Below are 24703 nucleotides of genomic sequence, written 5' to 3'. Positions count from 1 at the left end.
ACTATTTTGTGGCTTTATAAATAGTTGCAATACCTAAGCTTAGTTTTTTATATTCTACATTAGAAAAGCCTGTTTGCAACAATATATTTTTCATTTTTTCACCAAAAGGGAAGGCATTAACCGAGTCTGGCAAATAGGTGTAAGCTCTGTTATCTTTGGACACCAACTTCCCAATGGCTGGCAAAATGTTTTTAAAATAAAACATATAAAGTGGTCCCATAAGTCCTTCAACTTTTGAAAACTCTAATATATAAACACTTTTGTTATTTTTCACAACTCTTTTTAATTGGGCTAAACCTTTTTCAAGATTTTCAAAATTACGAACACCAAAAGCTACTGTCACCGCATCAAAATGATTGTCCTCAAAAGGTAGATGTTCTGCATCGCCTTTTATCATCGTTATTTTGTCTGACAGGTTTTGCTTTTTCACCTTTTCGATACCAACATTCAACATTTGTTGAGAAAGGTCAAGTCCTGTCACTTGCGCTTGTGTACCTTTTTGTACTGCAATGGCAAGATCTCCCGTTCCTGTTGCAACATCCAAAACACTTTTTGGTTGGTCTTTATTTAACCATTTAACCAAAGTATTTCTCCAAAGCACATCAATCTTCATTGATAAAACATGATTAAGAAGGTCATATTTTGGTGCAATGTTGTCGAACATGTCTTCGACTTGACTTTTTTTGCTGTTATCGCTGTTATATGGTGTTACTTTATTATGATCCAAAATAAAAATATATAATTAAACGTGAAATTTGATTAAAACTTATAGTTTTCGTTGTAATAATTAATAAAATCTTGTTTTCTAAAGATTTTGGTGCGGCTTTCTACCTTGTCAATATTTTTGATGACTTTGTTATAATCTTCATCGATATTAAAATAGAAATCTTCGCTATACAATTTGTTCTCTTTCTTGATGTTACCAAGAAAAGGTTTACCGTCAATATTCATGCTTCCTTGCGCCATAATTAAAGAATCTTTGTCGCGGAAGTAACCATAAAACTGCTTGAAAACATAATAATCCTTATGCGCAATATTGATTAATCCTCGTTGGTTCTTTACATCAAAAGCAGAATCATACAGCATTTTTTTGTTTTGGTCAAAAACTTTAATGCTATTTTTCCCTTTATTAAGGTCAACTTTTAAGTATTGTCCAGATGACAAAATCTTTTGTTCTCCATTATTAACACTAAAGAAGTATGTGTCGGGCGTTGGATTGTCCACCAAATAATAATTTGGTTTTGCTAGAAATATAAAATAAATTGCAAAAGCTGCAATTGTTGCCAAAATAGCAAACAAAAGCCCCTTTAGCGATGGGTTGTTCTTTAACATTTTAAGATTTATCTTGTTGATTAGTTTTCAAAAAGACAATGCGCAAATTTAGTAATAATTTGTAAGAAATTTAGATGATAAATTTCGTATTACTTATAGTTGTAGATACTTCTCTGTGATTGTGCATAGCTTTTCTAACAAATCTCGACTTCTTATTCAAAAAAATATGTAATTTTGTTCTTTTAATTATTCAAAAATCTTCAATGCCAAATACAGTTATTATAGGCTCTGGATGTTATATCCCAGAGAATGTTATCACCGGTTCTCACTTCATGGACTCAGTTTTTTTTGACGAAAACAACGAAAAAATTGATAAACCAAATGATGAAATCATTCAAAAATTTGTAGAAATTACAGAAATTGAAGAAAGACGTTACATCAGTGCAGGTGATTATAACTCGGATTTGGGACTTCGCGCTTCTTTACAAGCGATTGATGATGCGGGTATTGATAAAGAAGAAATTGATTACATTATCTACGCAACTAATTTTGGTGAAGTTGACGAAAGAGGAATCCCGAATTTTATGCCTTCTTTAGCAGCTAGATTAAAAAATAAATTGGGCATCAAAAACAGAAAATGTATCAATTATGATATGATTTTCGGTTGTCCAGGTTGGGTAGAAGCTTTGATTTTGGCTGATGTTTTACTAAAATCTGGTCGTGCAAAAAATATACTTGTTGTTGGTGGCGAAACTTTGAGCCGCGTTACAGATAACTATGACCGAAACAAATTAATCTTTGCAGATGGCGCTGGTGCAGTCGTAGTAACAACAACAGACGAAGAAAATGTTGGTATCATCGCAGATTCTACAATTTGTGATAATGGCGAAGAATTATGCTATCTAGAAAATGGACCATCATTAAATTTAGAAGATAAAGAGCCTCGCTTATACATCAGAATGCGTGGTCGTAAAATTTACGAATATGCTCTTAAAAATGTTCCTGATGCGATAAAAGAAACAATCGATAAAGCTAACTTAGATATTTCGGACATTGATAAAATCTTAATTCACCAAGCGAATGCTAAAATGGATTATGCAATGATTTCGAGATTGTTCAAGCTTTATGGGATTAAAGATTATGATCATGCGATTTCGCCGATGACGATTCAGAAGTTCGGAAATTCTTCTGTAGCAACAGTTCCGACAATGTTTGATTTAATCAGAAAAGGCAAAATGGAAGGACAAAGCTTTAAGCCTGGAAGTCATATTATTTTTACTTCTGTTGGCGCTGGTATGAACATCAATTGCGTGGTATATCGTTTTCCAGCTGATAAAATTTAGTTTATTTAAATAAAAATAAGTCAAAAAGGCACAAAGTAACAATTTGGTTTACTTTGTGCTTTTTCTTTTTGCACATTTTTTTAAATTGTTTTTAAATGATGAAAAATATTTTGGGAATAATAGTTTTCTTTATTCTCATCGAATTTTATATTTACCAAGCTGTTCGCACTGTCGTTAGTCAGCCTTGGGCGCGTGGCGCATATTGGGTTATCACCGTTGCTATCTACGCAATTTTGATATATTTGGTTACCCAGTTTGATCGTACAGATCGCAACCCAATGCAAGTCAACATTATTATGGGACTCATTTTGGTGTTTGTTATGCCTAAACTTTTAACCTTTGTTTTCTTATTAATAGAAGATATCGTTAGATTGTCAAGGTATGGATTTCAGGCGCTTTCTTCGACAAGTTCTGCACAAATGCCGAGCAGGAGGAAGTTTGTAAGTTTGGTAGGTTTGGGCGCTGCAGGATTGATGTCTTATGCATTTTTGGATGGGATGATTTTCGGAAAATACCGTCATCGCGTTCGTAAAGTGAAATTAAAATTGAAAGGTCTTCCCGAAAGCTTCAAAGGTTACAAAATTGTACAAATCTCAGATGTCCACAGCGGAACTTTCCAAGAGCCTGCAAAATTGCAACATGCGATTGATTTAATTAATCAGCAAAAACCAGATTTAGTCCTGTTTACGGGCGATATGGTGAATAATTATGCGGAAGAATTTCAGCCGTTTATTAATTTGTTTAAATCTATTCAGGCTAAAGATGGTAAGTTTTCGGTGCTTGGGAATCATGATTACGGCATGTACGGAAAATTTAATTCTAAAGAAGAAGAGCGTCAAAATGTACCGAATCTAATTAAATTTCAAAAAGAAGCTGGCTTTAGAATGTTGCGAAACGAAAATCTTAGCATCGATAAAAATGGTGAAAAAATCTATCTTCTCGGTGTCGAAAACTGGGGAGAAAAACCTTTTCCACAGTACGGAGATCTGGATAAAGCTTTGCAAAATGTGCCAGAAGATTCTGTTAAAATTTTGATGTCGCACGATCCAACGCATTTTGATTATGCGGTTAAAAATCATCCTAATTTTGTGCATTTGACATTGTCAGGACATACGCATGGGATGCAATTCGGTGTTGATCTCAAAAATGTTAAATGGTCGCCAGTCGAATATAAGTACAAAAAATGGATGGATCTTTATGAAAGCAACGATCGATATCTCTATGTTAATCGAGGTTTTGGCGTAATTGGCTATTCGGGAAGAGTAGGGATTTTACCAGAAATTACCTTATTTGAGTTGAGTTAAAACTTATTAAAATATATAGAAGCCTTTCAGAGTTTCAAACTCTGAAAGGCTTTTTTATTCTAATTAATCAAAATTTTAAAACAAATAATCCTTCATTCTCGACGTTGCGATTTCTTTTTCGTTGACAAATTCTAAGAAAGCGATAAGTTTGTCCTCAAATTTTTTTCCAAGATTATATTTTTTATAAAACGGAAACTTGTAAGGCAAATCTTCCTTTTCATAAAACTGCCAAGCATTCATGTAAATTTGGACGTAATCTTCGTTTTGAAGCGTTTCCAAAATCATATTTTCATAAAACTGCAAAGGCGTCATCTGGAAAACATAATCGTTGAAAGGCAATTGCGAATAAGGCGACAAACTTTCTGGGACAATCACAAGATTATCATCGTAATAAAGCTGCGTTTTTTCCTTTTTTAAACGACGAAAAACGAAACCAATATTAGAATGCTCAATATCCGAAACGTACGAAAAACCTAGGTTTTTAATATCTTTATTTGGAAGTCGTAATATTTTTTGACGAAGGCCACGGACACTTTTTTGAAGCTGATCTTCGAGATTATTTTTGACAATTTCGATATCTGCAACTGACGACGAAATGTTATACAAGGCGACTTCGTGTCCAGCAGAAGCTAGCTTTTTTAAAGTTTTAGAAAGTCGTTCCGCAATTTTAACTTCAACAAAAAAAGTCACTAAAGTGGAGTAGATCTCAAGATTTTGAAGAATAATCTCAAGGTTTTGTTCCAAAGATGCTATCAAAGTTTCGTCGTCCAAATTTGGATTGGCGCGATCTTCTCCAAAAGGAATTGTAAGATTGAAACTCAATAATAGCATCTTCAGAACATATTTTTATGACTATTTAGCCAATTTTACTTTTAAATTTTTGATCATGTCTTCCGACATTTTTTTGATATCAAAATCGTAGCTAAGTCCCCAATCTTGTTTTGCAACAGAATCGTCGATGCTTGCTGGCCAAGAGTCCGCAATCGCTTGACGGAAATCTGGCTCATATTTAATCGTGAAATCTGGGATGATTTTTGTGATTTCTTCAGCCAATTCTTTAGGATTAAAACTCATGCCTCCAAGATTGTAAGACGTTCTCACTTTCACATCTTCTTTTGGAGCAGTCATCAATTTAATCGTTGCATTAATGGCGTCATCCATGTACAACATTGGCATTTTTGTATCTTCTTTGATGAAGCTTGTGTAGTTTCCGTTTTCTACAGCTTCATAAAAAATTTCTACCGCGTAATCGGTTGTTCCTCCACCAGCAGGCGCTTTCCAAGAGATAAGACCGGGATAACGGATACTTCTCACATCCACACCATATTTATCAAAATAATATTCGCACCATTTTTCACCAGCCATTTTTGAGATTCCATAGACTGTTGACGGGTTAAGCACAACTTCTTGCCCAACATTTTCTTTAGGAAGTCCTTTCCCAAAAACAGCGATAGAACTTGGCCAAAATATTTTGCTAATTACGCCTTGTTTTGCCAACTCACAAAGATGAAGAAGAGGTTCTAGATTAAGTTTCCAAGCGAAAAGAGGTTGCTTTTCCGACGTCCCAGAAAGTAGGGAAGCCAAATGATAAACAGTTGTTATATTATGTTCTTTGATAAAATTGGTCATTGCATCAAAATTGCTAACGTCCAATCTTTCGTAATGTCCAGCTTCTGTAATGCCTTCTTTCCACTTGTCAAGGCCAGATGCAAACACATTTTCTTTACCGTAAAGTTCTACTAATTTTAATGTTAATTCGGTGCCGATTTGTCCCAAAGCACCAGTCACAAGAATGCGTTCTGTAGGGCTACTCATAATTACTTTTTATGTTATACAAAACTAAAAAAAAATAACTGCTCACCGAAATTTTTAATCGAAATTATCCACGATTTTATGATGATAAATTTTCGATTCCCAAGAATTATTAAGTACCTTAGTTTCATTAAAATTTAAGAAATGAAACCTATCCTAAGACTTCAAGATTTTATTAAAATAAAAGATAATCCCGAAACCCGAATTTATGATGTAAGAACTGGGCCAAATGCGGTTGAAAATTATAAAAATGAACATCTGAAAAATGCCGCTTATGTAAGTTTGGATAATGATTTGGCGGAGATTGGCGATTTCAAAATTGGTGGCAGACATCCATTGCCAAGTGCTGAAAAGTTTGCCGAAACTTTAGGGAATCTAGGAATAAATCTCAATTCGCATATTGTGATTTATGATGATAAAAACGGAGGCAATGCTGCGGCGAGATTTTGGTGGATGTTAAAAGCGCTTGGTCACGAGAAAGTACAAGTTTTGGATGGCGGACTTCAATCTGCAAAAGCCAACAATATTGAAATGGAATCTGGTGATTTTAAATATGAAAAAGCAGATTATCCAAGTTCTGATTGGATTTTGCCAACAATGAAAATTGATGAAGTTGAAAAGGCAACGCAAAACAAAGATTTTGTGATTATTGATGTTCGCGAAAACCAAAGATATTCGGGCATTACAGAACCAATCGATTTGGTTGCTGGCCATATCCCGAATGCGATTAATATTCCGTTTGCTGAGAATCTTGACGATAACGGAAACTTCAAAACGTCGGAAGATCTTCACAAAAAATACGAAGAAATTTTTAATCAACATTCTAAAAATCAAATTATTGTGCATTGCGGTTCTGGTGTAACGGCTTGTCACACTTTGTTGGCGATGAGCGAAGCTGGTTATGAAATTCCGAATTTGTATGTTGGTTCTTGGAGCGAATGGTCTCGAAATAAATTATAATTGATTGATTCTAAATGAAATATTTTTTTAAAAACGATTACTCCGAAGCTTGTCATCCTAATATTTTGCAAGCTTTGGTGGATACCAATTCGGTGCAGCAATTGGGTTACGGACATGACGATTATTGCAAGCAAGCTGAAGATATTTTAAGATCAAAAATTAAAAATGAAAAAGCAGGCATTTTCTTTGTAAGTGGCGGTACCCAAGCCAATTTGTTGGTGATTTCTTCTTTGTTAAAACCTTTTGAAAGCGTTATCGCGGCGCAAACTGGACACATCGAATCTAACGAAACTGGCGCTATCGAAGCGGTTGGTCACAAGATTAATTTGATACCGACCGACAATGGGAAAATAACGACAGAAGGCATTCAAAAAATATTAGACACGCATCTCAATATTCCGCATCAAGTCAGACCAAAATTGGTTTATATCTCGAATACGACAGAAGTTGGGACACATTATTCTAAATCTGAATTGGAAGACTTGTATCAATTTTGTCAGTCAAAAAATCTCTTGTTTTTCATTGATGGTGCAAGATTGTCACAAGCTATTGCGATTCCAGAAGCGGATTTAAGTTTAGAAGTTATTGCTAAAAATTGTGATGTTTTTTATTTTGGTGGAACAAAAAACGGTGCTTTAATCGGTGAAGCTATTATTTTTAATAATGAAAAATTGTGCGAAGATTTTCCTTATTTCATCAAACAAAAAGGCGCGATGTTGGCAAAGGGACGATTGTTGGGAATTCAGTTTTTAGAATTATTGAAAGACGATTTGTACTTGAAATTGGGAGAACACGCCAATCGTCAAACTCAAAAACTTAAAAATGCTTTTGACGAAATTAATACTAGATTTTTGACCGATTCAGTTAGTAATCAGATGTTTCCGATTCTTAAAAAAGAACATATTGAGGTTTTACAAACCCAATTTGATTTTTATGTTTGGAAAGAAATAGATTCGGACTTCGCAGCGATACGTTTGATTTGTTCATGGGCAACGACGGACGAAGCAGTTGAAGAATTTGTTGCAGCCATCCACAATTTGAATTAATTTTTAGAAAAAAATACAAATCAAAGTTTAATATTTTCTAAGCTTTTGATATTTTTGTTCAACAAAATTTACAACAATTTATGGCTTCAGGCATTTTTGCAATTTTAGATGATTTGGCAGCGTTAATGGACGATGTCGCAGTGGCGAGTAAAGTCGCAACTCAAAAAACCGCTGGTATTTTGGGCGACGACCTTGCGGTAAATGCCGAAAAAGCAACAGGATTTCAGTCTTCGCGCGAGATTCCAGTTTTGTGGGCGATTACGAAAGGTTCTTTTCTTAATAAATTAATGATTGTGCCAGTTGCACTTTTGCTAAACGCGTTTTTCCCAGTTGTTATTAAATATGTTTTGATTGCTGGCGGTTGTTATTTAGCCTTCGAAGGCATGGAAAAGATTTTCCATTTTTTGTTTCATAAAAAAGAAATTGAACAAACGGGTAATAATATTACTGAAGTTCTTGAGCATCAACTTCCTGAACAACAGGAAAAAGCAAAAGTAAAAGCTGCTATTACAACGGATTTTATTTTGTCCATTGAGATTGTGATTATTGCTTTGGGTACGGTTCTTAAACAACCACTTAATATCCAAATTATCACAGTTTGTATAGTATCAGTTTTAGCAACTGTTGGTGTTTATGGGATTGTTGCGCTAATTGTTAGGATGGATGACGCTGGTTTTAGATTGATTGATAAATCTAACGACCGCGGAATTTTCTCAAAAATTGGACATTTCTTGGTGAAACTTCTTCCGATTGTTATTAAAGTTTTGGGCGTTGTTGGTACGATTGCATTGTTGTTGGTTTCGGGCGGTATTTTTATGCATAATATAGATCATCTTCACGATTATCTTCCACATATTCCGGATATTATAAATGAAGCTGGACTTGGTATTATCGTCGGAACTGCGATGGTTGTGGTAATTACTTTAATTCAAACAATCGTAAAAAAGATGAAGAAGACGTAAAATTAAAATGAGTGAGTTGTAAATAACAAATCAATTAAATAATACGTGTCAAACAAAACTCTAACATATTGTTTTTTGCTAATCTTTGCCTTTAATAGTTGTAAGAAAAAAGAAATTGATTCAATTATTCAAGATAAAATAATCGGAAATTGGAAGATTAAAAATAATGAATATAACAAAGAGTATTTAGAAATTAATGGTGATAATACGTTTTATTATAAAGGAGTAAGTCATCTTAATGAGTCTTTCTCGATAGGAAAATGGAAAGTCGTAAAAGATACTTTGGTTTTAAATTCGATAACTCCCAAGGAATGTTTGTATGTTGTCAATTTTGGAACATATTGCGAACATGCTGATATTGTAATTGAAGATAAAATCAATACAACTTTTGATGATTGCGAACCACAAACTATTTCTAATTTGTACAAAGCTTTTATCGATACAAGGTTCGTATTGAAAAAAGATACAATGTTTTATGTAGAAGTAAATAAAAATTGTTCTAATGAGTTAAATAAAATAAGATTATACCGTTAAAAAGGTTAGAATTATCAAAATTTAAAAAAATCAAAAATCGACAGTTCCTAATAACACTGCCGATTTTTTTTGAGTAAATATTAAATGAATTCTTAACCGCCAACGCGACTTTGTTCCTCAAATTTGGTTTGTTTGGTTGCGCCTTTTATGTTGTTATTTCCGAACTTGTAAGTCACCGAAAGGTTGGCGCTTTGAGAAAGACCTTTGTATTTAAAATTCGATGTGAAATTCGAGTACGTTTCGCGGCCTTTGTAAGCTTGTGTGTTAAAAATATCATTAACACTCAAGTTGATCATAAGATTCTTTTGTAGTAAATTTAGTTTTAAACCTGCATATAAATTGTTACTAAAGTCAATATCCGAATTGCCTTGTTTACTCGGCAAATCCATCCAATAACCAAGCGTAAATGCAAGGTTTTTATCCTTTCTTAAATAAAAACTATTGTTGATATTAAGGTTGGCGCCAAAACTTGCTGGGAAAATATTGACATCGGATCTGGTACTCGTAGATTGGTTGTAGAAGCCCGTTAAGAATATATTTGACTCCAACCATCGTAATTGATTATAGCTGTAGTTAAGGCTCATCCCAGTTTGATTTTCGGTGAAGAAATTCTCTGTGGTCGTGAATTTGTTTCCGTTTTCAATCTTCTGAATTCTATCCCAAGAATCGGATGTATGCGTAAAGTAAAGTGTTGTCGTAAAGTTGTTTTTAAAAACATAACTCAATTCTACATTATCCGAAAAAGAAGGTTTCAAAAACTGATTTCCTACATAATATTCATAGTCCGAAGTGTAGACTTTTGAAGGATTAAGATTTCCAAAATACGGACGACGAATTCTGCGTGAATAGTTAAGCGACATCGTGTTGTTATCGTCCGCTTTGTAGCTAAAATAAACCGTTGGGAAGAATTTTCCATAAGACGATTTAACCATTGCGCCGTCAGATTTTGCAGTGCCATCTAACTCTGTATATTCGTATCTAAGTCCTAATTTTGCATCCCATTTTTCAGCGATTTTAAAACTTGATGACATATAAGCTGCATAATTTTTTTCATGATAAATAAAGGCGTTGCTTCGCTGTGGATTTAACAGAGTTTCATCATTTTCAATATCAAAAAATTGAGCAGTAGATTCATTTTTAAACATGGTATATTTAAGACCTGACTCGGTTTTTATTTTTGAAAAATTCTTTTCGAGATCGACTTGTCCCGAGTAAACATTGTACAAGTTATCGTTGTAGTTAACTCCTTCTTTTTCTGTGTTTTGAAAGGTTGAAACATTGTTAATCAACGCTAATTTATTAGAAATTAAATTTCCAGAAAAACTTAATTTACTACCTAAGCTGTCCAATTTGATGTCGTAGAAAGCTGTTGCGTAATGATTATTGTTGTGATTGTGATTGACATTTTGCGATGCAAATTCTGTCGAAATTCCATTTTGTAAAGTTCTGACATTATTTCTGCTAATGTTGTAAGGATTTGAAAATGAATAGTTATAATTAAAACCAATTAAATTTTTGTCATTAAGTTTGTATTCCGTTTTTATGTTGGCATTTTTGTAGCGATAATTTCCCCAATAGGTTCCATCGGAATTCCAATATTGATCTTCACCAATGCTATAATTATAGTTTTTTTGCTTCCAAATATTTTCGCCCATACTTCCAGACGTTGACACCGAAAGTTTTTTTCCTTGATAATTAAAAGTTGCACCATCGCGCCAACTTGTGACAGAACTCACGTTACCAGAAGTTTGCAAAGAGGCATTCCAGCCGATGTTTGTATTCTTTTTCAGAATAATATTGATGAGTCCACTTTTGCCTTCCGCAGCATATTTTGCAGGTGGCGTTGTTATCACTTCGATTTTTGCAATGTCATCAGAACGTAGATTTTTAAGATAATTGATCAATTCTTCACCTGACAAATTCAGAAGGCGGTCGTTGACCATAATTGCAACGCTGCTTTTTCCCGCAATGCTTATGGCGTCGTCGGTTGTGCGCAACATTGGCGTTTTGGACAAAGCTTCGACAGCGTCAACACCTTGCGACGCTACAGAATTTTCAACATTAAAAACCAAGCGATCAACTTTTCGCTCTACCAATTTTTTGCTAGATGCAACAACAGTTACGCCTTCGATTTGCTTTTCTGCTGTGGGTTGCGATGTTGTTTGTATATTTTTAAGAAGTGTCCCTTGCACTTGGATTTCTTCATTAAAAATACTTTTTTGGTCTTTAAAAATTTCTAGTTTGTAAGTTCCGTTTTCGGGAAGTTGAAGTACAAAATTTCCATTTTCAGTACTTATGCTCGAGTATTTTTTATCCTTTTGTGTTGCCACAATTTCAACGTACGAAAGATTGGTATTATTGGTATCAGTTATTTTGCCTTCTATTTTTTGTCCAAAAGTTAAAATACCGAATAAATTGATTAACAAGAAACTTGCTTTTTTCATAACACTAATTTTATAGGTATAACAAAGCAGAAGGATTTTCTGTTACATCAAAAAGGTAATTATTTTTAAATTAAATTGTAAGTTGTTGTAATTGAGTTGTTTGTGCTTTTGAATTTTATCTTCGCAACAACCACAATACGGCGTTCCCAAATTCGCGGCGCCAATAGGTTTCGGAATGTGTACCGTCGGCATCAATTTTTACAGAAATGTTTCGTTCTGGTACTTTCTTTTGAAGTAATAAATCTTTGATATTTTCGATTTCTTGAGGCATTCCCGCGTCTTCATTTTGTCCTGCAATAAAATAAAATTTTGATTGGCGCAAATTGTTTCGATTTTTGTTGACAAAATAATTTAAATCTTTACTTACAAACCAAAAAGCTGGGCTGAAAATCCCAATTCGTCCAAAGATTTTTGGATATTTTACGCCGCCATAAAGCGAAATTAATCCGCCCATCGAACTTCCAATTAATGCTGTATTTTTAGGTTGCGGCAGTGTTCTATAACGTTTATCAATATAAGGTTTTAGCGTTTGTGTAATAAAATCGATGTATTGATTTCCTTCACCACCTTTTTGGTATTTGGTGTTTTTCCAAGGCGAATATTCGTCTAAGCGTGCGTCGCCACCATTATCGATCCCGATAATAATTGCGTCGAGTTGATGGTTTTCAGAAATTTGATTCATTGTTTCGTCAACGCCCCATTCTCCAGAAAAGCTTGTGGCATTATCAAATAGATTTTGTCCGTCGTGCATATAGATAACAGGATATTTTTTTGATGTCGAATCATAATTGGGAGGCAAATAAATCCAGATTCTACGAGTCGTTTTAAGTTGAGGTATATTGAAATTTTCACTCAAAATTTTAACATTCGAAGTTGTACTATGTTGTTTTTCTTGTGGCCTAGTCCAATTTTTGATATTGATTTTTAAAGAAGAAACAGTATTTATATTGACTTTATGATTGTCAATTGGACTTCCATCCTTATTAGCTTCAGAGGAATCCCAACTGCCTTGTGTGATCTTAAAATCAAAATCTTTATCTGCATTTATTTGTATTTGAAACTGATTTTCTGCATTCTTTTTTAATTCAAAATTTACATCTTTTGGATTCCAATTATTAAGTGAAGATGCCAAATACAGACGAGTTTCAGGACTTGTATTGGTGGGTAATTTCTCCACCAAAATTGTAATTTGCGCCTCAGTGAATCCAAACAGCATCATAAGAAAAAGAATTAGAAAGTTTTTCATTTAATAAAATTAGAAAATTTATTGACTTTTAATCAAAAAAAAATCCTGCCGAAGCAGGATTCAATTTTAGTTCTTAACCAACTTAGTTGATTGCGTTTTGTTGTCTTTAGTTTTAACTTGAAGGATATAATTTCCTTTTGCTAAAGATTGAATGTTAATTTCTTTAGCATTGCTTCCAGAAAGCACTTTTTGTCCCGCCATATTAAAGATGTTGTAGGTTTCAACCGTATCTTTGCTATCGACTTTTACGATATCTTTTGCTGGATTTGGATAGATTTTTAAGCCTGTGGAATGTTGCGCTTCGTAAGTTGCAAGGTCAACATTATTTATTTTGATGTTGTCATAATATGCATTTCCGCCATAGTTATTATGTAAAAAATTCATTCCTAATATATTTACTTTTGAATTATTAGGATTTTCAAAAATTTGAACATCATCTAGATAATATGTGATTTTTTCAGCCGTAATGTGGACTTTCATATTGTACCACTTATTCGGTTCCCACGTTTTATTTGCGTATCCAATTTCTGAAAAATTTTCGTTCCAAATATATATCATACCGCGATTTTCAAAACCTGTAGCCAATAAAGTGTCAAACTCTTCAGTTGCTTCATTTATTGCATAGACTGCAAATTCAAAATCTGAACCTCCTTTTGTAGAACCATTAAAATCGTAAGAAATAGTTGTGTCATTAAAATCTAAAGGCGTTGCAAAGGTTTTTTCTACACCCATTATCGGGAACCATTGGTCTTGGTACTCATCAACGTGTGCATTTTTAAAAGAAAAATTTCCATTGCTTGCTTTTTCGTTTGTGATAATCTGGTTAGTTAAAGGTCCGTCGCTACTTTCAGTTACTTCCCAACCGTTTTGACCATTGATGTCACCAAGTGTAAAACCTTCTGAGGCTTCGAATGAAATTGCATTTTGCGAAAATGCTAAACTAGCAACAGAAAGTGCTGCTAATACATAAAACTTCTTCATAAATTTTTTTTAGGGCTACAATAATACTGATTTATTTTTTAATAGATGAAAATCCAAGTCTTTGTTAGGCTTTTGAAATCGGATTCTGTATTTTTGTGTTATGAATCTTAACGAGCTTTTTACCAACCAACGCACCGGAAATCATCAACCAACTTTTGTGTCTAGAACAGATTTTCAGAGAGATTTTGACCGAATTATTTTTTCGTCGGCTTTTCGAAGATTGCAAAATAAAACACAAGTTTTTCCTTTGCCGGGAAGTGTTTTCGTACACAATCGTTTGACGCATTCTCTAGAAGTTGCGTCTGTTGGTCGTAGTTTGGGAAGTTTAATCGGAGATTTTGTTTCAAAAAATTATAAAAACGATCTTAACGAAACTTCTAATAATTTTTACCAATATCAGTTAAGTGATGTGATTGCAGCAGCTTGTCTTTGTCATGACATCGGAAATCCAGCTTTTGGACATTCTGGCGAAGACGCGATTGCTAGTTATTTTGAACAAAATGAAAAAGATCTTAAACCTCTTTTTAACGAGAAAGAATGGGCGGATCTTGTTAATTTTGAAGGAAATGCTAATGCGATTCGAGTGTTGACGCATCAGCAACAAGGTAAAGACGAAGGTGGAACACAACTAACGTTTTCGACTTTGGCGAGTATCGCGAAATATCCTTGTGAAGCGATTGCAAAGCAAAAAGGTATTATCCATCGCAAGAAGTTTGGTTTTTTTCAGAATTCGAAATCTACATTTTTAGAAATTGCTAATGCAACAGGCATGCAGCGTGAAAGCGACGAACCAATTATCCATAAAAGACATCCTTTTGTTTGGTTGGTAGAGGCGGCGGACGATATCTGTTACAGCATCATCGATATGGAAGACGCGCACCGTTTGGGCATTGTTAATTCTCGAGATTGCGAAGATTTGTTTATTGATTTAATTAAATCTGTGAATCCTGATGACATCAAACGTGTTAATGATAAACTCAATATTATTAAAAATCCTAATGAGCGAATTTCTTATTTGCGAGCGAAAGTTATTAACTCGTTGATTAATAAATCGATTTCGACATATCAAGCTAATTTTGATAAAATTATTGATGGTACAATGGATAAAGCTTTGTTGGATATTTTTAAACAAGAAAGCTCGTCGTTAACGGAAATCGAACGTTTTTCTATTGAGAAAATCTACAATCATAAAGCAGTCATCGAAATCGAAAATGCTGGCTACAATGTTATGTACGAATTGCTAGATCATTTTATTCCATCCATTATTTTAGAAAAATCGGAGCGAAAAAATTATGATAAAATGGCTCTAAAGCTTATCCCAAAACAGTTTGTTTATGAAGAGGGAAGTGTCTATGACAAAGTTTTGGGCGTTTTGGATTTTGTTTCTGGTATGACGGACAATTATGCGACCGATCTTTATAGAAAAATAAAAGGTATCGAAATCGGAATGACGGTTTAAAAACATAAAAAAGCGATTTCAATTTTGAAATCGCTTTTTTGTTTTAAACCAATTCGCACTCAAAAACGTCCACGAAATGTTTCTTTATTTTTTGTTTTACTTCTTCAACATCAACTTCGTGTTCTAGTTCATTTTTAAGAGAAGCTACCTGTTTATCGGTAATTCCGCAAGGTACAATGTAATCAAAATACTTCATATTGGTATTCACATTTAATGCAAAACCGTGGATGGTTACCCAACGAGAAGCCTTAACGCCCATTGCACAAATTTTTCTAGCATAAGGTTTTCCAACGTCTAACCAAACGCCAGTTTCGCCTGGAGAACGTTCACCTTTTAGACCATATTCTGCAATGGTACGGATGATAACTTCTTCCAAATCGCGCATATAACGGTGGATGTCCGTGTAGAAGTTTTCCAAATCCAAAATCGGATAGCCAACAATCTGCCCAAATCCGTGATAAGTAATGTCGCCACCGCGATTTACTTTAACATAAGTTGCTTCGATTTCCTTTAGTTTATCAGCATTGGCGAGCATATTATCCTCGTGTCCGCTTTTTCCTAAAGTATAAACATGTGGATGCTCCACAAATAACAAATGATTATTCGTTATTTCTTGTTCCTCTGGCTCAGTATCGCGATTTTTTACTTTGATGTCTAGGTTTTCTTTCATCAAAGCTTCTTGATAATCCCAAGTCGGCATATAATCGCGAGTCCCAAGATCTTCAAATTTTACTATTTTATTTAGTTTATGATTCATAATTGTAGAAAAATTATTCACACAAATTTACATTTATTTTTGTCGATATTAAAATGAAAAAGCCCACCAAATTTGATGAGCTTTCCATCTAATAAAAGATGATCTGAAATTGATATGGATTTCTTATTTAATAATAATTTTTTTAGTTTCAGAAATACCTCCGTAAGTGATTTTTAAAAGATAAGTTCCTGTATTTAAATTAGAAAGATTCAGGTCTTGTTGTTGAAGACCGTTTTGCTTACTAAGCTTAGTTTCAAAAACTTTTTTACCAGAAAAATCGTAGATTTCTGCACTTCCGTTGTTGCTAGAATTTTCTTTAACATCGAAAAGAATGGTTGCTTTTTTATTCGAAATAGGATTAGGATAAACACCGAAACTTGCTTTTTTGCCAAGGTCAGTAACACCAAGTTCTGAGGTGATGTTTTTGTATTTAAAACTTACATTCCCAGTCGTTGTGCCACCATTTTCTGTAAAATATAATCTGTAATAATTGCTAGCGTCTTTTACGTAATATACAACATCTGGATGTACACCACTTGTAGGTTTCCAACTATGACCAATACTTGTAATGATATCCGAATAATCGGATTGTTCTGGCGTTGAATAGGTCGAACTAGCTTGTGTTTCGGGCTGTTTTTTCGCTACTTTAATGTTTGGATTTTGGACAATTCCTGACATACGATACATCATGATATTATTGTAAAATGTATAATATCTTGTTAGCATAAAATTCCAATCATTTTTTGTTGGTTCGATATTGTTAACTTTTTCACCACTATCAAATGAAAAATAGTTAAAAAATGCATCATCAGAACCGTTTGCAACAGTTTTAGTTTGTGTAGCTTCCCAAGACGACCCGTTCCATTTTGCATATTTGAAAGTATAGCCGCCATAAAATTCATTAATGAAGAATTTGTAATACGATCCATCACCATATTCCAACACAAAAGTGACTTTTCCTGTAATCTTATGAGTTACCATGTCGTATGAACCCCAACCAAAATTGAACTGCCCTTGTGGTAATAAAGTGGCTTTGTCAAAGGCACCTTCTTGAATTCTATTTGTTAAATCTGGGTTATAAAGAGATTCGCCCCAAGTTGATTTTTGCGATAAATCTACAGCGTCATAAGCTGATGGCGTCGCCGAAACTTGATAGACTTTGATGTCTTTAGCATCGTTAACCTTAATCCCCATATCCATGTTAGAATTTCGATAAAACGCAATATCCCATTGATTCGCCAATTGCGATTTTGTGTTTTCATTAGTCAAGTTGAAGAATACTTGATTCTGATAAGATGGTCCCATTGAGAGATTTACCGTCTTGTAGCCTAATTCGTCTGTCTGTGCTACAACTTGAGTCTGAACCATTAAGGCTAACATTGACGCTAAAAATAATTTTGTTTTCATAGAGAAAAATGTAAAGTTTAAAATTGTTATTTAGAATTATTCTACAAAACTATATAATTATTTTTAATTGTTCTAAATAAAATTATATATTTGTCAAAATTTTTTAGTTCATGAAAAGGAAGCTAATGCCAATCGTAGTTCTAGGACTTTCAATTGCAGTTAAAGCACAAAAATTAGATTCAATCCAAACCAAAAAGATTGATGAAGTTGTTGTGATGACTGCACAATACAAAGCTCAAACTATCGACAAATCAATCTATAAAGTTGAGGTTATTAATGAAACTCAAATTCGAGCGATGGCTGCTAACAATGTGTCAGAAGTCCTTAACCAGAGCCTGAATATGTTAGTCTTATCGGATTCTAAATCTGGAAATTCTACTGCAAATATTTTGGGATTGGGTGGCGATTATGTTAAAATTTTAATTGATAATATTCCTGTTGTTGGTGATACTGGACTTGGTAGCAATATTGATTTGACGAAGTTGAGTGTTAACAATATTGAGCGAATCGAAGTAGTGAAAGGTAGCATGGGTGTAGAGTACGGCAATGGCGCCTTATCTGGTGTTATTAACATTATTACAAAAAAATCGAGTAGTAAAACCCTGTCTGGACGTTTGACTTTACAAGAAGAAACTGTACGAGATAATTATGATATTCGCAAAAAAGGTAACGGAAGACACATTCAAAATGTAAACCTAAATTATAATATTGACAAGAATTGGTTTGCAAGTGTTTCGGTTAATCATAATCAGTTTATGGGTTTCAAAGGGAATTTGCAGGGTTACAAGTATTTTGAACAAGATAATCTACGAGGCTACGACTGGAATCCAAAAGATCAATACGATGCCAATGCTGTTTTGAAATATCAGAATAAAAACATGAGTATTTTTTATAAGGCGTCATTTCTTAGAGAAAAATTCAATTATTACAATCCGTTGGTGTCGAGAGAATCTCTTAACGATGGGCTTGGTGGCATAACTTACACAGCGATAGATCGCGATTACAATACAAAACGATGGATTCATCAACTGAATGTACAAAGCCAGTTTGGTCATGTTAAATTTGATGCGGATGTTTCTTACCAATCTCAAAATCGAGAATATCAGGATAAACTTTATGACATCCCAAATAGAGAAGTCAAATCAACTGAAGCTAGTAAATCCTACTTCAAAACTGATGTTTTTTATTCGAGAGCGATTTTAAGTAATTTCTTAAATAGTAAAGTTTTCGATTTTCAATTAGGTTACGAGTTGGATCACACAGATGGTTACGCCGCATTAATTGCTGGTGACTTTTTTGGCGACAATGTTTCAAGAAAAATCTTTACTTACGCCAATTTTTTATCCGCCGAATGGAATGTTAGCGACAAGTTTTCAATTCGTCCAGGCGCGAGATTGACTGTTAGTAATCAGTTCAAAAATCAATTCAATTATTCATTGTCAGCCAAGCTAAAAACTTCCGAAAATTCATACCTGCGTGCTGTTTTAGGTAGTGCGAACAAGTTGCCGACCTACGATGAATTGTTCACTTATTTTGTCAACACCAATCATGATTTGCAAGGTAATCCAGATTTAAATCCTGAAGTTGGATATTCGATTGGTGCATTTTGGGATCAAAATTTTAAAACTCAAAATGATTGGCGAATCAATTACGGACTCAACTTTTTATACCTTGATTTAAAAGATAAAATCGAAATGGTGATGATTAAAGAGCCGTCAACTTACAAATTTTTAAATATTAATAATTTTAGTTCGATTTTGTATTCAGGAAATTTTGATGTCAAAAAAGATCAATTTTTATTTGGATTCAAAGCTTCTGTTAATGCCATTAAACGAGGTTTGGAAGAAGCGAATGTTACCGCGCCAGATGACTACAATTATCAATTACAATTGGGTGCTTCGGCAACTTATAAATTCGAAAAATTAGGAACTTCAATTTCTGCTTTTTATAAATACAATGGTAGAGAACAGCGTTATGTGTACCGAAATTCTAAATACGAGCTGGGCGAAATTGGCGCATTTTCGATGTTAGATTTTATGGTGAATCAATCTTTTTGGAAGAATAGATTTGAAGTTTCTGCAGGTGTTAAAAACCTTTTTGATGTTACAACTATTAAAAATACAACGGTTGCTGCTAGTGGTCATAACGAATCTTCGGGGAATCTCAATTTGTTCTATGGAAGAAGTTATTTCGCAAGATTATCTTATCAATTTTAAACTCTTTTAAAAAATGAAATTATTAAAAATATTAGGCTTTTCTGTGTTGACAATACTTGCACAATCTTGTTTGTCTGCTGACGAAGATCCAGTGAAGTTAGCGCCAATTTCTGGAAAAAATCTTACTCCAAATATTGGTGGAGCCGCACAACCTAATCAAGTTTGGGTGCATCTTTCGACTGGCGAAATGACGACTAATAAAAGAACGGATTGGGATTTGGCTTTCTATACGGGAGAACAATTTCGAGTGTTGATTAATTCTTCAATTATTTCGGCGGTTGGTAAAATTCCCAATGCGACAGATATCGATAAAATCACTGCAAAAGATGTTGAAGCACTTCAGGATCAAATTCAAATCGGAACTTTCGATGCCAACAATCTTAAATATATTGATAACCCAAATGGTGATTTTCGAAACCAAACCAGCGGAATAGGAGAAATTAAAGATACAGATTCCGATAACTCAATTTATCTCCTTAACATGGGACGCGACATTTATGATGGTACAATTACGACTGGCTCTGTGATTACAGGTGGAGAACATCGTGGTTGGATGAAGATTCAAATTTTAAAAACCGCTACTGCTTACAAAATAAAATATGCTAAGCTAGAAGAGAGTTCACATCAAGAATATGTCGTGAGTAAAGATTCTGACTATAATTTTAAATTTTTAAACCTAAATCAAAAACGTGAAGTTGTCATTCACCCTAAGAAAAAAATGTGGGATTTAGGCTTCACCGTTTTCACCAATGAAGTCTACACCGCCGAAGGTCAAGCGGCTGGAAGCTATGTTTTTGCAGATTTTGTAGTATCAAATCTTGTTGATGGTGTTGGCGCATATCAGGTTAATGTTGCAACTGGACAGACATTGGACGCTGCCTACAATGCTTTCAAACTGAAAGATATCGACGCTTCCAAATTTATTTTTAACGATCAACGAGCCATTGGTGACAAGTGGCGAATTACCACTGGTAGCAACGGTGCACAAGTCTATTCTAACCGCTTCTTCATTATTAAAAGTGCTGACGGTTTCTATTTTAAATTAAGATTTAACAGGATGACCAATGACAAAGGCGAACGTGGACACACAACTTTTGAGTACGATCCATTATAAAATTTAATCAAAATTCTAAATAACAATATCTATGAAGAAAGTATTATTAGCAGCGACATTTGCGCTTGCACTTTACTCTTGCAAAAAAGACGATTCTAAAAACACAACAGAAACGCAACAATCTTCGGAAGCGCCAAAATCTGCAAACAAAATCGTTAGTTTATCAGGCGGAATTACAGAAATCCTAAGTGCACTTGGTCACGAGTCTGAGATTGTTGGGACAGACGTGACGAGCACTTTTCCTGAAAGTCTAAAAGCTACAGCTAAAGATTTGGGACACGTTAGAAGTATGACGATTGAGCCTATTATGGCAATTAGTCCAACTTTGATTATGGCATCTGAAAAAGACATCAATCCTGATCTTTTAGCAAAAATGAAATCTTCGGGCATCAAAACAGAATTATTCAAACAAGAATTTTCTGTTGATGGAACTAAAAAATTAATTGAAGAAGTTGCAAAAGCTGTTGGTAACACCGATTATCAAAAATTAAATGACAAAATTGATTATGATATCAAACAAATTCAGCCACTTGCGAAAAAGCCAAAAGTGCTTTTCATCTATGCGCGTGGTAACAACTTGATGGTTTCTGGAAAAAATACAGCAATGTCTAAGCTTATCGAATTGGCTGGCGGAGAAAATGCTTTCAACGATTTCGAAGATTTCAAACCATTAACGCCAGAAGCGGTGATTAAAGCTAATCCTGATATTCTTTTCTTGTTCAATAGCGGATTACAAGGTGCCGGCGGTACCGACGCTGTTCTTAAAATGGCTGGTGTTGGACAAACTAACGCTGGGAAGAACAAAAAAGTGATAGCAATGGATGGTGGATTGGTGTCGAGCTTTGGACCTCGACTTGGTGAAGCAGCTTTGGATCTTAACAAACTTCTAATTGAAAACACAAAATAAACTTTTTCTATTCATGTTAGTGGGAGGTTTGTTGCTGGTTCTGCTGGCAGCAACTTCCCTTAATATTGGAGTTTTCGACTTTAATGGAAAATCGCCATTCTTTGTTTTGTGGCAAGTTGCAAGTGGAGATTCGGCCTTGTTATTAAGTGACAAATATGTGATTTGGGACGTCAGGTTAGCGCGAATTGTTATGGCGATTCTTATCGGAAGTATGTTGGCGGTTTCTGGGACGGCGTTGCAAGGTCTATTCAAAAATCCTTTAGCAACCAGCGATTTAATTGGTTTAACAGCTGGCGCAACTTTATTAGCAGCAATTAGTATTGTGTTGGGCGGACATTTTAGAGAATATTTACCCGACTTTTTGCAGCTTCCTTTGGTTGGACTTTCCGCATTTGTTGGTGCGCTCTTGGCGATGATTTTAGTTTATAAAATCTCAACAAGCCAAGGCAAAACCAATGTTGTCATCATGTTATTGACGGGCGTTGCGATTACAGCCATCGGTTTTTCGATAACAGGATTTTTAATTTATTTGGCTAAAGACGACCAGCTTCGTGATTTAACATTTTGGAATATGGGAAGTTTGGCAGCTGCAACTTGGACTAAAAATTTGGTGCTTTTTGTAGTATTAATTATCAGTTACAGTTTTTTATTACCAAAAGGAAAAGCACTTAATGCGATGATGTTGGGAGAGAAAGATGCAGAACATTTAGGAATCAATGTAGAAAAACTCAAAAAACAAATCGTCGTGATCACAGCTTTAATGGTGGGGACTTGCGTGGCATTTTCAGGGACAATTGGTTTTGTAGGACTTATCGTTCCTTATATTTTAAGACTGATTTTTAAATCAAATTATGTCATGATTCTACCATTGTCGGCTATTTTTGGTGCAGTTTTATTATTAATTGCGGATACAATTAGTCGCAGTATTGTTGCGCCAACCGAGTTACCAATTGGGATTTTGACAGCCTTGTTGGGCGGACCAATCTTCATTATTATTTTATTAAAACAGAAAAAATCAATCCGATGATAGAGGCGCATCAAATCAATTATAAACATAAAAATTTTCATATCCTAGATGCGGTTGATGTGTCTGTGGAATATGGTGAATTTCTCGCAATTGTCGGTCCGAATGGTGCTGGTAAATCAAGTTTGTTGAGCATCTTAGCCAATGAAATTAAAGAAAATACCGACCAACAAATTTTATTTAAAAACAAAAAAATAAAAGATTGGAAAATCATTGATTTGTCACATCATAAAGCAAAATTTTCTCAACATCATAGTAACGATATTCCGTTGCTGGTAAAGGATGTTGTGATGATGGGACGTTATCCATATTTTGATAATGAAGCTAAAAATGAAGATTACGAAGCGGTTAATTTTGTGATGATTGAAACTGATATTTTGCATCTTCAAAATCGAGATTACAATTCGCTTTCTGGTGGCGAAAAACAGCGCGTCCATTTATCAAGAGTCTTGGCACAACTTCAGAATGATGTCGCTCACAAATTGATTTTTTTGGATGAACCGCTTAACAATTTGGATATTAAACATCAGTACAAAACATTACAATTAATTAAAAACTTTACTGCAAAGGCAAATTCTGCGATTGTCGTTTTGCACGATCTTAATTTGGCAGCGCAATTTGCAGATAAAATTTTGTTGATGAAAGCCGGGAAGGTTGTGGCTTCGGGAAAACCGAACGATGTTTTTACTCCTGAAAAAATTTCTGAAACTTATAGTTTCCCTTGTCAGATTTGCGAAAATCCGATTAATAAAAATCCGATGATCATTTTCGGAACTTAATTTTTTTTAACATTTAATACTTTTTAAAAATGAGTACAATTAATCAAACTTTAAAAGAAAAATGGAATCAGTTAAAAACTGAAAATCCAAGACTAAGAATAAGAAATGCTGCCGAAGAATTGGGCGTTAGCGAAGCCGAATTGTTGATGACAGATTTGGGCGAAACGGTAACTCTTTTGACACCAGATTTTGCGGGGATTTTGACAGATGTTGAGGTTCTAGGAAAAGTGATGGCTTTGACACGAAATGAAGAATGCGTCCACGAAAGAAAAGGAATTTACAAAAATGGAGATTTTTCGAGTCCGCATGCACAGTTGTTTGTTGGTGAAGATATCGATCTAAGGATTTTCCTTAACTCTTGGAAGCACGCGTTTGCGGTAGTTGATGGCGACAAAAAAAGTTTGCAATTTTTTGGGAAAGATGGTTTGGCGCTTCACAAGATTTATTTAACAAAAGACAGTAACGATGCTGCTTTTGATGCTTTGGTAGAAAAATACAAAGCAGAAGATCAAACTTCAACGATTCTTTTTGAAGCGATTCCTGCAAAAGCTGATGAAAAGCCAGATTCCGAAATCGATGTTGAGGCTTTCCAAAAAGCTTGGTCAGAGCTGAAAGACACGCATGACTTCTTCTCAATGACGAGAAAATTTGGCGTTTCGAGAACGCAAGCTTTGCGTTTGGCTTCACCAGAATTTGTAACAAAACTTGAAACTTCGGCTGTTGAAACTCTATTAAATAAAGCTTCAGACGAAAAATTACCAATTATGGTTTTTGTGGGAAATCGCGGAATTATCCAAATCCATACGGGAGAAGTTAATAAGATTTTTTGGCAAGGAAGCTGGATTAATGTGATGGATCCAGATTTTAACTTACATCTTGACACCTCCAAAATTGCTGATGTTTGGTTGGTTAAAAAACCGACAGAAGACGGATTGGTGCATGCTATCGAAGTTTTCAACGAAGATGGTGATTTTATTGTTCAATTTTTTGGAAAAAGAAAACCAGGTATTCCTGAGTTGGAAGAATGGCGCAATCTTGCGAATAACTTAAATTAGATTTTATCTGATTTTACTTTTTAATATTACTTTTATTGACGTTAGACCGTTTTGTTTTTTCTAATTTCAAAACGGTCTTTT

The 24703-nt window shown here is 34.4% G+C and carries 22 protein-coding genes; 13 read left to right on the top strand and 9 right to left on the bottom strand.

Annotation, left to right across the window (positions count from 1 at the left end):
* Position 1: 1 nt before the first annotated feature.
* On the bottom strand, positions 2-727 hold the full coding sequence (gene ubiE / locus B5X62_RS01410) for a bifunctional demethylmenaquinone methyltransferase/2-methoxy-6-polyprenyl-1,4-benzoquinol methylase UbiE (protein WP_079665599.1): 726 nt from the start codon (positions 725-727) through the stop codon (positions 2-4).
* Positions 728-759: 32 nt separating this feature from the next.
* Entirely contained in the window at positions 760-1332 is a 573-nt protein-coding gene (locus B5X62_RS01405) for a hypothetical protein (protein WP_079665598.1), read from the bottom strand.
* A gap of 203 nt (positions 1333-1535) precedes the next feature.
* Between B5X62_RS01405 and B5X62_RS01400 the strand changes: the two genes are divergently transcribed.
* Positions 1536-2615 (top strand): 3-oxoacyl-ACP synthase III family protein, encoded by a 1080-nt coding sequence (locus B5X62_RS01400; RefSeq protein ID WP_079665597.1) that lies wholly within the window; start codon positions 1536-1538, stop codon positions 2613-2615.
* A 95-nt stretch (positions 2616-2710) separates the two neighbouring features.
* Complete coding sequence (locus B5X62_RS01395; RefSeq protein ID WP_079665596.1) at positions 2711-3919, top strand: metallophosphoesterase; 1209 nt, start codon at positions 2711-2713, stop codon at positions 3917-3919.
* A 75-nt stretch (positions 3920-3994) separates the two neighbouring features.
* Here B5X62_RS01395 and B5X62_RS01390 read toward each other — a convergent pair whose 3' ends face one another.
* Positions 3995-4750: a polysaccharide deacetylase family protein gene (locus tag B5X62_RS01390; protein WP_079665595.1), complete on the bottom strand. Its 756-nt coding sequence runs from the start codon at positions 4748-4750 to the stop codon at positions 3995-3997.
* 21 nt (positions 4751-4771) lie between these two features.
* Positions 4772-5734 (bottom strand): NAD-dependent epimerase/dehydratase family protein, encoded by a 963-nt coding sequence (locus B5X62_RS01385; RefSeq protein ID WP_079665594.1) that lies wholly within the window; start codon positions 5732-5734, stop codon positions 4772-4774.
* 141 nt (positions 5735-5875) lie between these two features.
* Here B5X62_RS01385 and B5X62_RS01380 point away from each other — a divergent pair, with 141 nt between their 5' ends.
* The 4 genes from B5X62_RS01380 to B5X62_RS01365 all read left to right on the top strand — a co-directional run bounded on the left by B5X62_RS01380 (position 5876) and on the right by B5X62_RS01365 (position 9233).
* Entirely contained in the window at positions 5876-6691 is an 816-nt protein-coding gene (locus B5X62_RS01380; protein WP_079665593.1) for a sulfurtransferase, read from the top strand.
* Positions 6692-6705: 14 nt separating this feature from the next.
* The gene (locus B5X62_RS01375; protein WP_079665592.1) at positions 6706-7737 is read left to right on the top strand and encodes a threonine aldolase family protein; all 1032 of its coding nucleotides are present in this window, start codon (positions 6706-6708) and stop codon (positions 7735-7737) included.
* A gap of 80 nt (positions 7738-7817) precedes the next feature.
* Positions 7818-8699, top strand: a complete 882-nt coding sequence (locus B5X62_RS01370) for a DUF808 domain-containing protein (RefSeq protein WP_079665591.1) — start codon at positions 7818-7820, stop codon at positions 8697-8699.
* A gap of 75 nt (positions 8700-8774) precedes the next feature.
* Complete coding sequence (locus tag B5X62_RS01365) at positions 8775-9233, top strand: hypothetical protein (RefSeq protein WP_079665590.1); 459 nt, start codon at positions 8775-8777, stop codon at positions 9231-9233.
* A gap of 92 nt (positions 9234-9325) precedes the next feature.
* On the opposite strand, the gene B5X62_RS01360 is transcribed toward B5X62_RS01365, so the two are convergent.
* The 3 genes from B5X62_RS01360 to B5X62_RS01350 all read right to left on the bottom strand — a co-directional run bounded on the left by B5X62_RS01360 (position 9326) and on the right by B5X62_RS01350 (position 13904).
* Complete coding sequence (locus tag B5X62_RS01360) at positions 9326-11677, bottom strand: TonB-dependent receptor domain-containing protein (RefSeq protein WP_079665589.1); 2352 nt, start codon at positions 11675-11677, stop codon at positions 9326-9328.
* Positions 11678-11792: 115 nt separating this feature from the next.
* Positions 11793-12923, bottom strand: a complete 1131-nt coding sequence (locus tag B5X62_RS01355) for an alpha/beta hydrolase (protein ID WP_079665588.1) — start codon at positions 12921-12923, stop codon at positions 11793-11795.
* Between the two features lie 66 nt (positions 12924-12989).
* A complete protein-coding gene (locus B5X62_RS01350; protein WP_079665587.1) occupies positions 12990-13904 on the bottom strand; it encodes a T9SS type A sorting domain-containing protein in 915 nt (304 codons plus the stop codon).
* A gap of 100 nt (positions 13905-14004) precedes the next feature.
* On the opposite strand from B5X62_RS01350, the gene dgt reads away from it, so the two are divergent.
* Entirely contained in the window at positions 14005-15363 is a 1359-nt protein-coding gene (gene dgt, locus B5X62_RS01345; protein WP_079665586.1) for a dGTP triphosphohydrolase, read from the top strand.
* A 43-nt stretch (positions 15364-15406) separates the two neighbouring features.
* Here dgt and lipB read toward each other — a convergent pair whose 3' ends face one another.
* Both lipB and B5X62_RS01335 read right to left on the bottom strand, forming a co-directional pair.
* Positions 15407-16120 (bottom strand): lipoyl(octanoyl) transferase LipB, encoded by a 714-nt coding sequence (lipB, locus tag B5X62_RS01340; protein ID WP_079665585.1) that lies wholly within the window; start codon positions 16118-16120, stop codon positions 15407-15409.
* A 123-nt stretch (positions 16121-16243) separates the two neighbouring features.
* Complete coding sequence (locus B5X62_RS01335) at positions 16244-17527, bottom strand: T9SS type A sorting domain-containing protein (protein WP_079665584.1); 1284 nt, start codon at positions 17525-17527, stop codon at positions 16244-16246.
* Between the two features lie 110 nt (positions 17528-17637).
* Between B5X62_RS01335 and B5X62_RS01330 the strand changes: the two genes are divergently transcribed.
* The 6 genes from B5X62_RS01330 to B5X62_RS01305 are packed head-to-tail and all read left to right on the top strand — an operon-like array spanning position 17638 to position 24622.
* Positions 17638-19743 (top strand): TonB-dependent receptor plug domain-containing protein, encoded by a 2106-nt coding sequence (locus tag B5X62_RS01330; RefSeq protein ID WP_079665583.1) that lies wholly within the window; start codon positions 17638-17640, stop codon positions 19741-19743.
* A 13-nt stretch (positions 19744-19756) separates the two neighbouring features.
* On the top strand, positions 19757-20857 hold the full coding sequence (locus B5X62_RS01325) for an HmuY family protein (protein ID WP_079665582.1): 1101 nt from the start codon (positions 19757-19759) through the stop codon (positions 20855-20857).
* Positions 20858-20888: 31 nt separating this feature from the next.
* A complete protein-coding gene (locus B5X62_RS01320; RefSeq protein WP_079665581.1) occupies positions 20889-21764 on the top strand; it encodes a heme/hemin ABC transporter substrate-binding protein in 876 nt (291 codons plus the stop codon).
* Entirely contained in the window at positions 21748-22791 is a 1044-nt protein-coding gene (locus tag B5X62_RS01315; RefSeq protein ID WP_079665580.1) for a FecCD family ABC transporter permease, read from the top strand. The genes B5X62_RS01320 and B5X62_RS01315 overlap by 17 nt, the downstream gene beginning before the upstream one ends.
* Entirely contained in the window at positions 22788-23567 is a 780-nt protein-coding gene (locus tag B5X62_RS01310; protein WP_079665579.1) for a heme ABC transporter ATP-binding protein, read from the top strand. The genes B5X62_RS01315 and B5X62_RS01310 overlap by 4 nt, the downstream gene beginning before the upstream one ends.
* A gap of 29 nt (positions 23568-23596) precedes the next feature.
* Positions 23597-24622, top strand: coding sequence for a hemin-degrading factor (locus B5X62_RS01305; RefSeq protein WP_079665578.1), 1026 nt, complete (start codon positions 23597-23599; stop codon positions 24620-24622).
* Positions 24623-24703 lie beyond the last annotated feature (81 nt).

Source organism: Soonwooa buanensis (assembly GCF_900167905.1).
In the GTDB taxonomy this organism is placed as follows: domain Bacteria; phylum Bacteroidota; class Bacteroidia; order Flavobacteriales; family Weeksellaceae; genus Soonwooa; species Soonwooa buanensis.
Note: the sequence above shows the minus strand (reverse complement) of the source record. Positions and strands in the feature narration are given on the sequence as shown.